The following is a 12,003-nucleotide window of genomic DNA, read 5'->3' as shown; positions in this document are numbered from 1 at the left end:
GAGAACTATTCTCCGGGGCAGGCGCGATGGCCGCGGCCAGTGCGGCTGGCGAAGCGGTGCCGTGCCGGATCGCGAGACTACGTGGACAAGGATAAGTTCCTATTGGCAGTCTGTAGCAAGTAGTATCTCTGGGAATGGAGGTAAAAGTGCGAAAAATCAAGATAGTCGAGGATGGTAATTTTTCTGATTGGGTGCGGTTGTTATTTATTGTTGTTGGCTTCGCGCTAATGTTTTTTGCCTTCAAATTGATCCCCCCAACGCTCACTGGTGGAGTGGTTGCGTTGATCGGATTTGGCTTGGCTCTTGTCGGCGGGTTTTTCAGCCGCGCCCACATGCTGAAAATTAAACCATTTGGTAATTCGGTTTGGCGCAAGGCAAAACAAACATATAAGGAAGATGGTCGTTCTTGATGTGAGGGTCATTCAGACAATTGGTGCGGTTGGTGGTTGTTTTGTGGGAATGCCACTTGTGTATGAAAATTTGAATCCAACAATGCGAGCTTTCTTGCAACCTAAGGTCGCGAATCCAGTTCCCGGGCTTGTCGGTGCTTGGTCAGGGGACGTCGCCGCAGGGACGTCATCACTTGTACCAGCTAAACCGGCGTAAAAATGAAACAATCTCGAATTGATCAATTGATATCCGACCAAGATTGGAAAGGAACCTGTATCCGAGTTGTTGGAATGGTCATTGCTTATTTTGCAATAAAGTGCCTCCCGATGGCGATCGATTGGGGGGCGAAACATTGGAATATAGCCCCCCTTTCCCCCAGACAGGCGGCAAATCATGGCGCCATCTTGACGGTATTTGGCTGGGCATTTTGTTTTGCAATATCCATTGAGGTTATCAGATGGGTGTTTGTGGCATTCAGGCGATTCCGATAGAAATCGTATTAAAAAATTAAATTCTAAAAAATATGAGAGCAATTCGCTGGGGTAATTCTGCAGCAGCACTACTGCTTATCGCGACCAGCGTGTCGGCCCAGGAGGCCCCCCGCCTGATCATTCCGGGCAACGACCAACAAACCCGACAGCACGAAGAGGCGCGCGAACGCGAACGAGCAGTCTCCGCGCCTGGGGTGCGATCGGAAGTGGCGGCGAGCGCCGAGTACCCAACGCTCCCTACCGAATCACCCTGCTTTCGGATCGAGCGTTTCATACTCGACGTACCCGATGCACTGCCCGCTTCCCTTAAATCGCAAGGCGCATCGGCATTGCCGATGGACCGCTTCGCATTCGCGCGTGAATGGCTTGGGCACTACTCGGGCCAGTGCGTCGGCAAACAGGGTCTCGACATGCTCGTCAAGGGCCTGTCGCAAGCGATCCTTGCGCGCGGGTATGTCACCACGCGCGTGCTTGTGCCCGAACAGGATCTGTCGACCGGCACCCTCAAGTTTTCGCTGATCCCCGGCGTAATCCGCCACGTGCGTTTTGCCGACGAAAAACTCCGCGGCACATGGAAAACCGCCTTCCCGACTCACGATGGCGAACTGCTGAACCTGCGCGACCTTGAGCAGGGCCTCGAGCAGATGAAGCGCGTGACGAGCCAGGACGTATCGATGCAGATCGTGCCGGCCGACGTGCCCGGCGAAAGCGACGTGGTGCTCGACGTAAAGCACGGCAAACCGTGGACGGTCGTCGCTTCGATCGACAACTCGGGCACGCGCGCGACGGGCCGCCTCCAGGGCAACCTGTCGCTCGGTATCGACAATCCCCTTGGCCTGAACGACATCTTCAACATCGGCGTGAGCCAGGATCTCGAATTCGGCGACAAGCGTCTCGGCTCACACGGCTGGAACGGCTTCTACTCGATCCCGTGGGGCTATTGGACCGCCACACTATCGGCGTACACCAACACGTACTACCAGCAAATCGCCGGCGTGAACCAGACGTTCATCGCGAGCGGCAATTCGAAGACGGTTGATTTCAAGCTGAACCGCGTGCTGTCGCGTGGCCAGAACGATGTGTTCGGCGCGCAGTTCCGCTTGTCGCGCCGCTTCAGCCAGAGCTTCATCGAGGACACCGAAATTCCGCAGCAGCGCCGCAACAACACGTTCGTCGAATTCGGGCTGACCGATCGCCATTATTTCGGCAATGCGCAGTTCGACGGGACGCTCGCGTACCGGCAGGGCATCGGTGCGTTCGGCGCGCAGGACGACAGCCTTGCGGCGGACGGCGGCCCGACCTACCGCTACAAAATGGCCGTGCTCGACGCGAATCTGTCGGTGCCGTTCACCATCGCGCAGCAGCCGTTCCGCTACGTGACGACGTTCCACGGGCAGTACACGGGCAACACGCTGTACTACATCGACGACCTGACGATCGGCAGCCGTTACACCGTACGCGGATTCGACGGGGAGACGATGCTGGCCGCCTCCCGTGGCTTCTACTGGCGCAACGAACTGCAGGCGCCGATCGGCCAGACCGGGCGGGCGGTGTATGCGGGCATCGACTACGGCCGCGTATGGGGCCCCCAGCCGGTCACGCTCGTCGGCACGCAACTGGCGGGTGCAGTCATCGGCGTGAAGGGCAGCGTCGCGACTCGACTGGGCGCCTACGGTTACGACCTGTTTGCCGGCACGCCGATCTACAAACCGTCCGGGTTTCCTACGGCACGCGTGACGGTTGGTTTTCAGGTCACCGCACAGTTCTGATGAAGCGCGCACAATCTGCCACTCGGCCTGGCGTAGTCGGCGACGACGCCGGCGAGGATCGAGAACTGACGGCTTTGCTGATCGCCTAGCTCGTGGCGCTATTGCCGGAGAGCCACGACCGGCGCCCCGGTGATCCAAGCCGCGGCGGCGAACCCTGCCCCCGCCTCACAACACGACCCCGTACACCTCCCGAGCCGCCGCCCGAATCGCATCGGCCATCACCTCGACAGCCGGCGACGGCAGCCGGTCCGTGCGCGTGATGATCCCGAAATCGTCCATCCGGCAATCCATCTCCAGCGGCAGCACCGTGACGATCCCGTGGCGCGCGTAGTACAGCGCGACGTCCTCCGCGAGCACCGCGATCATGTCGCTCTGCTCGATCAGCTGCGTGATGAACAGCAGCGCGGCCGTCTCGACCACGTTCGCGGGCGGCGCGAGGCTCGCGCGCTGGAACACCAGCTCGAAGCGGTGACGCAGCACGCTGCCGGCCGGCGGCATGACCCACGCGGCGCGCTGCACGTCGGCGAGCGACAGCGGCGCCTGCGCGAGCAGCGGATGGCCCGGCCGCACGACCGCGGCGACCGGCTCGCCGGTCAGCGGCTCGTAGCGCAGGTGCAGCTTGTCGTGTTCGGCGGACAGCCGGCCGAGCACGATGTCGAGCTTGTCCTGCGCAAGGTGTTCGAGCAGCACGTTGCTCGTGTCGATTGTCACAGACACGCGCACGTTCGCATGCGTCCCCTTGACGGCCGCGACGGCCGGCGGCACGAGCCGCAGCCCCGGCGACGTGATCGCGCCCACCGCCACATGCCCGAGATGGCCGGCCTTCAGCGCGGCCAGCTCCTCGCGCGCCTGGTCGAGGCTGCCGAGCGCCGCGCGCGCGTGGCGGATCAGCGCATCGCCGTACAGCGTCGGCCGCATCCCGCGCGGCAGCCGCTCGAACAGCACCGCGCCGATCGATTCCTCGAGCTCGCGCAGCAGCTTCGACGCGGCCGGCTGCGTCATGCTCAGCGCGGCCGCCGCGCGGTGGATGCTGCCTTCGTCGGCGAGCGCGACGACCAGCAGGAGCTGGCGGGTCTTCAGGCGGCTGCGGTTTCCCCACGGGCTGGCTTCGGGCATCGTACGGGTTTATATCGATATCGGAATCGATATCGTAATCGCCTAAAACGTCATTAGCCAGTTATCAAAATTCTGCCTAGACTCCGCCGGTATCCCGTCACCACAGGACTGACGATGTCGGCAACGAAACCCAGGCTGCGCTCCACCCAATGGTTCGGCACCAACGACAAGAACGGCTTCATGTACCGGAGCTGGATGAAGAACCAGGGCATCCCCGATCACGAGTTCGACGGCCGGCCGATCATCGGCATCTGCAACACGTGGTCCGAACTGACGCCGTGCAACGCGCACTTCCGCAAGCTCGCGGAGCACGTGAAGCGCGGGATCTCCGAGGCGGGCGGGTTCCCGGTCGAGTTCCCGGTGTTCTCGAACGGCGAATCGAACCTGCGGCCGTCGGCGATGCTCACGCGCAACCTGGCGTCGATGGACGTCGAGGAAGCGATCCGCGGCAACCCGATCGACGCGGTCGTGCTGCTCGCCGGCTGCGACAAGACGACCCCCGCGCTGCTGATGGGCGCGGCGAGCTGCGACGTGCCGGCGATCGTCGTGTCGGGCGGGCCGATGCTGAACGGCAAGCTCGAAGGCAAGAACATCGGCTCGGGCACGGCCGTGTGGCAGCTGCATGAAGCGCTGAAGGCGGGCGAGATCGACCTGCACCACTTCCTGTCGGCCGAGGCCGGCATGTCGCGCTCTGCCGGCACCTGCAACACGATGGGCACCGCGTCGACGATGGCGTGCATGGCCGAGGCGCTCGGCGTCGCGCTGCCGCACAACGCGGCGATTCCGGCGGTCGATTCGCGCCGCTATGTGCTCGCGCACATGTCGGGCATCCGCATCGTCGAGATGGCGCTCGAAGGGCTCGTGCTGTCGAAGGTCCTGACGCGCGCCGCATTCGAGAACGCGATCCGCGCGAACGCGGCGATCGGCGGCTCGACCAACGCGGTGATCCACCTGAAGGCGATCGCGGGCCGCATCGGCGTGCCGCTCGAACTCGAGGACTGGATGCGCATCGGCCGCGACACGCCGACGATCGTCGACCTGATGCCGTCGGGGCGCTTCCTGATGGAGGAGTTCTATTACGCGGGCGGGCTGCCGGCCGTGCTGCGCCGGCTCGGCGAAGGCGGGCTGCTGCCGCACCCGGACGCGCTGACGGTCAACGGCAAGTCGCTGTGGGACAACGTGCGCGAAGCGCCGAACTACGACGACGAGGTGATCCGCCCGCTCGACCGGCCGCTGATCGCCGACGGCGGGATCTGCATCCTGCGCGGCAATCTCGCGCCGCGCGGCGCGGTGCTGAAGCCGTCGGCGGCGAGCCCCGAGCTGCTGAAGCATCGCGGCCGCGCGGTGGTGTTCGAGAACCTCAATCACTACAAGGCGACGATCAACGACGAAGCGCTCGACGTCGACGCGAACTCGGTGCTGGTGCTGAAGAACTGCGGGCCGCGCGGTTATCCGGGGATGGCCGAGGTCGGCAACATGGGGTTGCCGCCGAAGCTGCTGCGCCAGGGCGTGAAGGACATGGTGCGGATCTCGGATGCGCGGATGAGCGGCACCGCATACGGCACGGTCGTGCTGCACGTCGCGCCGGAAGCGGCCGCGGGCGGCCCGCTCGCCGCGGTGCGCAACGGCGACTGGATCGAGCTCGACTGCGAGGCCGGCACGCTGCATCTGGACATTTCGGATGACGAACTGCAGCGGCGCCTGTCGGACGTCGATCCGACCGCAGCGCCGGGCGTGGCCGGGCAGCTCGGCAAGGGCGGCTATGCGCGGCTGTATATCGATCACGTGCTGCAGGCCGACGAGGGGTGCGACCTCGACTTCCTGGTCGGCACGCGCGGGGCGGACGTGCCGAGCCATTCGCATTGAGCGGCGCATAGCCGTGCAGGGACGCGGATTGTGGCGGGGCCTGAGGGAAACGAGTTGACGCGCCGGCCGTGGCCGAGCGCGAAGCATGGGGGGCACGCAAGCACTAAAGCGCTAATGCGGGCCGACCGCAAAGCATGGGGCGTACGCAAGCGCTAAAGCGCCAACGTAGGCCGACCGCGAAGCATGGGGCGTACGTAAGCGCTAAAGCGCCGACGTACGCCGACCGCGAAGCATGGGACCCCCGTAAGCGCTAAAGCGCTAACGGTGACCGACCGCAAAGCATGGGGCGTACGTAAGCGCTAAAGCGCCAACGGTGGCCGACCGCAAAGCATGGGGCGTACGTAAGCGCTAAAGCGCTAACGGTGGCCGACAGGAGACAAGATGACGACGCAGTACCCCCCCGCGCACGCCGTGGCGGACCAGTCCGATTCGCCGACAGCCGTCGACGAACGGCAACTGACCCGCCTGCTCACGCGCAAGCTCGTGCCGTTTCTCGCGCTGATCTACGTGGTCGCCTACGTCGACCGTACCGTCGTCGGCTTCGCGAAGCTGCACATGAACGCGGCGATCGGCCTCGGCGATGCCGCATACGGACTCGGCGCCGGACTGTTCTTCATCGGCTACTTCCTGTGCGAGGTGCCGAGCAACCTCGCGCTCGGACGCTTCGGCGCGCGCGTCTGGTTCGCACGCATCCTCGCGACGTGGGGCGTGATCACGATGGCGATGGCGCTGGTACAGGGACCGACCAGCTTCTACGTGCTGCGCTTCCTGCTCGGCGCGGCGGAAGCCGGCCTCTATCCCGGCATCCTGTACTTCCTCACACAATGGTTCCCGATGCGCGACCGTGCCCGCGTGATCGGCCTGCTCGTCCTTGCGCAGCCGCTCGCCGGCATCGTGACGGGCCCGCTCGCCGGTTGGCTGCTGTCGACGCACGGGCTGTTCGGCCTGTCGGACTGGCAGACGCTGTTCGTCGTCAGCGGCCTGCCGGCCGTGCTGCTCGCGTGGCCCACGCTGCGGCTGCTGCCTGAATCGCCCGTGCATGCGCGCTGGCTGAACGACGACGAGCGCCGCTGGATCGCGCGGCAGCTCGCCGCCGATCGCGACACGTATCGCCCCGATTCGCACGGCAATCCGCTGGCCGCGTTGCGCGACCGCCGCGTACTGCTGCTCGCCGCGCTGTTCCTGCCGTTTCCGCTGTGCATCTACGGGCTGTCGCTGTGGCTGCCGACGATCATCCACGCGTTCGGCACCGGCGATGCGGCGACGGGGATGCTGTCCGCGGTGCCGTACCTGTTCGCGGTGGTCGGCCTGCTCGTCGTGCCGCGTCATTCGGATCGCAAGCGCGAGCGTTACTGGCACATCGTCGTCGTGTCGGCGGCCGCCGCCGTGACGATGGCCGCGAGCGCGTGGGTGCGCGAACCGGCGCTGCAGTTCCTGTTCATCTGCCTGACCGCGTTCTCGCTGTATTCGATCCAGGCCGTCGTATGGGCGCTGCCCGGCGAATTCCTCACCGGCACGAGCGCGGCGGTCGGCATCGCCGCGATCAATTCGCTCGCGAATCTCGGCGGCTACCTGGGGCCGTACGGCATCGGCCTGATCAAGGCGTCGACCGGCAGCCTCGCGGCCGGCCTGTACTTCCTCGCAGCGACGTTGCTGTTCGCGGTGCTGATGACGTTCGTGGTGCGCGCCGCGCTGCGCGCGCCCGAGCCGGCCGCGGGCACATTCGCCGGCGAATCCTGAACCCCGTGTTTTCCGGCTGAACGCCGCTTCGACCGACGCAGGACCGAACCATGACATCGAGCAGCACGCCGCGCTATCGCGGCATCTTCCCCGTCGTCCCGACGACGTTTTCCGAGACCGGCGAGCTCGACCTCGCGAGCCAGAAGCGCGCGGTCGACTTCATGATCGACGCGGGCTCGGACGGGTTGTGCATCCTCGCGAACTTTTCCGAGCAGTTCGCGATCACCGACGACGAACGCGACGTGCTCACGCGCACGATCCTCGAACACGTCGCCGGCCGCGTGCCGGTGATCGTCACGACGTCGCACTACGGCACGCAGGTGTGCGCGGCACGCAGCCTGCGCGCGCAGCAGCTTGGCGCGGCGATGGTGATGGCGATGCCGCCGTATCACGGCGCGACGTTCCGCGTGCCCGAAGCGCAGATCTTCGAGTTCTTCGCACGCGTGTCGGACGCGATCGACATCCCGATCATGATCCAGGATGCGCCCGCGAGCGGCACCGCGTTGTCCGCGCCGTTCCTCGCGCGCATGGCGCGCGAGATCGAGCAGGTCGCGTACTTCAAGATCGAGACGCCGGGTGCGGCGAACAAGCTGCGCGAGCTGATCCGGCTCGGCGGCGACGCGATCGAAGGGCCGTGGGACGGCGAGGAGGCGATCACGTTGCTCGCCGACCTGCATGCCGGCGCGACCGGTGCGATGACGGGCGGCGGCTTTCCGGACGGCATCCGGCCGATCCTCGAAGCATTCCGCGAAGGGCGGCACGACGAGGCGTTCGCGCGCTATCAGACGTGGCTGCCGCTGATCAATCACGAGAACCGCCAGTCCGGGATCCTCACCGCGAAGGCGCTGATGCGCGCCGGCGGCGTGATCGCGTGCGAGCGGCCGCGGCACCCGATGCCGGAATTGCACCCGGACACGCGCGCGGAGCTGCTCGCGATCGCGCGCCGGCTCGATCCGCTCGTGCTGCGCTGGGCGCACTGAGCAAGTGGCGAAGGAGAAACGCAGATGAGCGACGTGATTTCACTGGGCGTGATCGGGATCGGCAAGATCGCGCGCGACCAGCATTTGCCGGCGATCGCCGCCGAACCGGGTTTCGTGCTGACCGCGTGCGCGAGCCGTCATGCGGAAGTCGACGGCGTGCGCAACTACCAGGACCTGGGCGCGCTGCTGGCCGCCGAGCCCGAGCTCGACGCCGTGTCGCTGTGCGCGCCGCCGCAGGTGCGCTACGCGCAGGCACGTGCCGCGCTCGAGGCCGGCAAGCACGTGATGCTCGAGAAGCCGCCGGGCGCGACGCTCGGCGAAGTGGCCGCGCTGGACGCGCTCGCGCGCGAACGCGGCCTCACGCTGTTCGCGACCTGGCATTCGCGCTGCGCGAGCGCGGTGGAACCGGCGCGCGCGTGGCTCGCGACGCGCACGATCCGTGCGGTCCAGGTGCGCTGGAAGGAGGACGTGCGGCGCTGGCATCCGGGCCAGCAGTGGATCTGGGAGCCCGGCGGCCTCGGCGTGTTCGATCCCGGCATCAACGCGCTGTCGATTGTTACGCGGATCCTGCCGCGCGAGCTCGTGCTGCGCGAGGCGACGCTCTACGTGCCGAGCGACGCGCAGATGCCGATCGCGGCCGACCTCGAATGCGCCGATACGCACGGCGTGCCCGTGCGCGCGGAATTCGACTGGCGGCACGGCCCCGTCGAGCAATGGGAGATCGCGGTCGACACGTCGGACGGCGTGCTCGCGATCAGCCGCGGCGGCGCGCAATTGTCGATTGCGGGCGAGCCGGTCGAGCTCGGGCCGCAGCGCGAGTACCCGGCGCTGTATGCGCAGTTCCGCGCGCTGATCGCGCGCGGCGCAAGCGACGTCGACGTGCGGCCGTTGCGGCTCGTCGCCGACGCATTCCTGTTCGGTCGGCGCGTCGGGACCGACGCGTTCGGCCGCTGACACCGTGCCGCCGCGAGCGCGACCGCGCACGACGAAACGCGCACGACGCAAGTTGAAGACCCAAGCCAACAGACAAGGAGACACCGCATGAACCGCACGACCCACACGATCCGCCGCCACACGCTGCGCGCGCTGCTGGCCGCGCTTTGCCTCGCGCCGCTCGGGATGCAGGGCGCCGCGCACGCCGACGCGCCGCTGAAGATCGGCTTCCTGGTGAAGATGCCCGAGCAGGCATGGTTCATCAACGAGCAGAACGCGGCGTCCGCGCTCGGCCAGAAGGAGAACTTCTCGGTCGTGAAGATCGGCACGCCGGACGGCGAGAAGGTGCTCGCCGCGATCGACAACCTCGGCTCGCAAGGCGCGCAGGGCTTCGTGATCTGCGCACCCGACGTGCGCCTCGGGCCGGCGATCGCGTCGCGCGCGAAACGCTACAACATGAAGTTCGTGACAGTCGACGACCAGCTCGTCGACTCGACCGGCAAGCCGCTGCCGAACGTGCCGCACCTCGGGATGTCGGCGACCAAGATCGGCAACCAGGTCGGCCAGGCGATCGCCGACGAGATGAAGCGGCGCGGCTGGAAGCCGGAGGAAGTCGGCGCGCTGCGCGTCACCAACTACGAGCTGCCGACCGCGAAGCTGCGCACCGACGGCGCGACGCAGGCGCTGCTCGCGAACGGCTTCCGCAAGGAAAACATCTTCGACGCGCCGCAGAAGACGACCGACGACGAAGGCGGCTTCAGCGCGGCAGCGCCCGTGCTCGCGCGCCATCCGAACATCAAGAAGTGGGTGGTCTACGCGCTGAACGAGGAAACCGTGCTCGGCGCGGTACGCGCGACCGAACAGCTGCACATCCCGGCCGCGGACGTGATCGGCGTCGGCATCAACGGCGCGGGCGAGGCGTTCGCCGAGTTCCAGAAGAAGGAGCCGACCGGCTTCTACGGAACGATCGCGGTCAGCTCGACGAATCACGGCAAGGACAGCACGCAGAACCTCGTCGACTGGATCCGCAACGGCAAGGCGCCGCCGGCCGACACGCAGACGAGCGGCAAGCTGATGACGCGCGCGAACTGGCAGGCCGTGCGCGCCGAACTCGGCATCTGAACGTGCGGGGCGACGACGCGATGACGATGCAGATGATGACGGCCAGTTCGCGCCACGACGACGTGGCCACGCCCGGCACCGCGCCGCCGCCGCCCGGCGGCGCGCTGCTCGCGCTCGACGGCATCACGGTGACGTTCCCGGGCGTGCGCGCGCTCGACGGCGTGTCGCTGTCGGTGCGCGCGGGCGAGGTGCACGGGCTGATGGGCGAGAACGGCGCGGGCAAGTCGACGCTGCTGAAGGTGCTGTCCGGCGTAAATCAGCCGCAGGCCGGCACGCTGACGCTGAACGGCACGGTGCAGCGCTTCGCGTCGACGCGCGCCGCGCTCGAGGCCGGCATCGCGATCATCTACCAGGAGCTGCATCTGGTACCCGAGCTGACGGTCGCCGAGAACCTGATGCTCGGCCAGCTGCCGAGCCGGCTCGGCGTGGTCGACGAGCGCACGCTTGCCGTGCGCGCGCTCGATGCGCTGGAGCGGCTCGGCGAGCACATCGATCCGGACATCCCGGTGAAGTATTTGTCGATCGGCCAGCGCCAGATGATCGAGATCGGCAAGGCGCTGATGCGCGACGCGCGCGTGATCGCGTTCGACGAGCCGACGAGCTCGCTGTCCGCGCGCGAGACGACGCAGCTGTTCCGCATCATCCGTTCGCTGCGTGCCGAGGGACGCGCGATCATCTACGTCACGCACCGGATGGAGGAAGTCGACGCGCTGTGCGATCGCGTGACGGTGTTCCGCGACGGCCGCCGGATCGAGACGTTCGAATCGGTCGCCGACCTTGATCGCGACCGGCTGATCGGCTGCATGGTCGGCCGCTCGATCGAGGACGTGTACGGCTACCGGCCGCGCACGGCCGGCGACGTGCTGATCGAGGCGAAGGGGCTCGTCGGGCCCGGCCTGTCCGAGCCGGTGTCGTTCGCCGCGCGGCGCGGCGAGATCGTCGGCTTCTTCGGGCTCGTCGGCGCGGGCCGCTCGGAGCTGATGAAGCTGCTGTACGGCGCGGCGCGGCCCACGGGCGGGCATGTCGAGCTGGGCGGCAAGCGCGTGGCGTTCGCGAGCCCGCGGCACGCGGTGCGCGCCGGCATCGCGCTGTGCCCCGAGGACCGCAAGCAGGAAGGCATCGTCGCGATCGCGTCGGTGGCCGACAACCTGAACATCAGCGCGCGCCGTCATTTCAGCCCGGCGCGCGTGCTGCTCGACGCGCGGCGCGAACGCGAGCTGGCGCAGCAATACATCGAGCGGCTCGCGATCAAGACCCGCGACGGCGAGACGCCGATCGGCGCGCTGTCGGGCGGCAACCAGCAGAAGGTCGTGCTCGCGCGCTGGCTGGCCGAGCGCATCGACGTGTTCCTGATGGACGAGCCGACGCGCGGCATCGACGTCGGCGCGCGCGCGGAAATCTACAACCTGTTCTACGAACTCGCGGAAGCGGGCCGCACGGTGATCATCGTGTCGAGCGATCTGGCCGAGGTGATCGGCGTGGCGGACCGCGTCATCGTGATGAAGGAAGGACGGATCGCGGGCGAGGTCGCGAAGGCGCAGGCGACACCCGACGCGCTGATCAAGCTCGCGCTGCCGCGCTAGCGGCCTGCAGTCA

General features: G+C 66.8%; 9 protein-coding genes. 8 read left to right on the top strand and 1 reads right to left on the bottom strand.

Annotated elements, in window-relative coordinates:
* Window positions 1-146: 146 nt before the first annotated feature.
* Together U4012_RS09600 and U4012_RS09595 are read left to right on the top strand one after the other, a co-directional pair.
* Window positions 147-410: a hypothetical protein gene (locus tag U4012_RS09600; RefSeq protein ID WP_321798044.1), complete on the top strand. Its 264-nt coding sequence runs from the start codon at window positions 147-149 to the stop codon at window positions 408-410.
* A 503-nt stretch (window positions 411-913) separates the two neighbouring features.
* Window positions 914-2,650 carry a ShlB/FhaC/HecB family hemolysin secretion/activation protein gene (locus U4012_RS09595; protein ID WP_321798042.1) on the top strand — a complete coding sequence of 579 codons (1,737 nt, stop codon included), beginning with the start codon at window positions 914-916 and terminating at the stop codon, window positions 2,648-2,650.
* A gap of 165 nt (window positions 2,651-2,815) precedes the next feature.
* Here the strand turns inward: U4012_RS09595 and U4012_RS09590 are convergent, their stop codons facing one another.
* Window positions 2,816-3,766 carry a LysR substrate-binding domain-containing protein gene (locus U4012_RS09590; protein ID WP_044847384.1) on the bottom strand — a complete coding sequence of 317 codons (951 nt, stop codon included), beginning with the start codon at window positions 3,764-3,766 and terminating at the stop codon, window positions 2,816-2,818.
* Window positions 3,767-3,880: 114 nt separating this feature from the next.
* On the opposite strand from U4012_RS09590, the gene U4012_RS09585 reads away from it, so the two are divergent.
* The 6 genes from U4012_RS09585 to araG all read left to right on the top strand — a co-directional run bounded on the left by U4012_RS09585 (window position 3,881) and on the right by araG (window position 11,990).
* Window positions 3,881-5,632, top strand: a complete 1,752-nt coding sequence (locus U4012_RS09585) for an IlvD/Edd family dehydratase (protein WP_321798039.1) — start codon at window positions 3,881-3,883, stop codon at window positions 5,630-5,632.
* A 381-nt stretch (window positions 5,633-6,013) separates the two neighbouring features.
* Entirely contained in the window at window positions 6,014-7,372 is a 1,359-nt protein-coding gene (locus U4012_RS09580; RefSeq protein WP_321798037.1) for an MFS transporter, read from the top strand.
* A 50-nt stretch (window positions 7,373-7,422) separates the two neighbouring features.
* Window positions 7,423-8,352, top strand: a complete 930-nt coding sequence (locus U4012_RS09575) for a dihydrodipicolinate synthase family protein (RefSeq protein ID WP_044847381.1) — start codon at window positions 7,423-7,425, stop codon at window positions 8,350-8,352.
* 24 nt (window positions 8,353-8,376) lie between these two features.
* Window positions 8,377-9,306: a Gfo/Idh/MocA family protein gene (locus U4012_RS09570; RefSeq protein WP_044847380.1), complete on the top strand. Its 930-nt coding sequence runs from the start codon at window positions 8,377-8,379 to the stop codon at window positions 9,304-9,306.
* 87 nt (window positions 9,307-9,393) lie between these two features.
* Complete coding sequence (locus tag U4012_RS09565; RefSeq protein ID WP_321798033.1) at window positions 9,394-10,407, top strand: arabinose ABC transporter substrate-binding protein; 1,014 nt, start codon at window positions 9,394-9,396, stop codon at window positions 10,405-10,407.
* A gap of 20 nt (window positions 10,408-10,427) precedes the next feature.
* Window positions 10,428-11,990, top strand: a complete 1,563-nt coding sequence (gene araG / locus U4012_RS09560; protein WP_321798137.1) for an L-arabinose ABC transporter ATP-binding protein AraG — start codon at window positions 10,428-10,430, stop codon at window positions 11,988-11,990.
* Window positions 11,991-12,003: the final 13 nt, after the last annotated feature.

It is taken from the genome of Burkholderia sp. BCC1988 (genome assembly GCF_905339895.1).
Classification (GTDB): Bacteria; Pseudomonadota; Gammaproteobacteria; order Burkholderiales; family Burkholderiaceae; genus Burkholderia.
The sequence above is the reverse complement of the archived record's forward strand: the minus strand, read 5'-3'. Positions and strand labels throughout refer to the sequence as shown.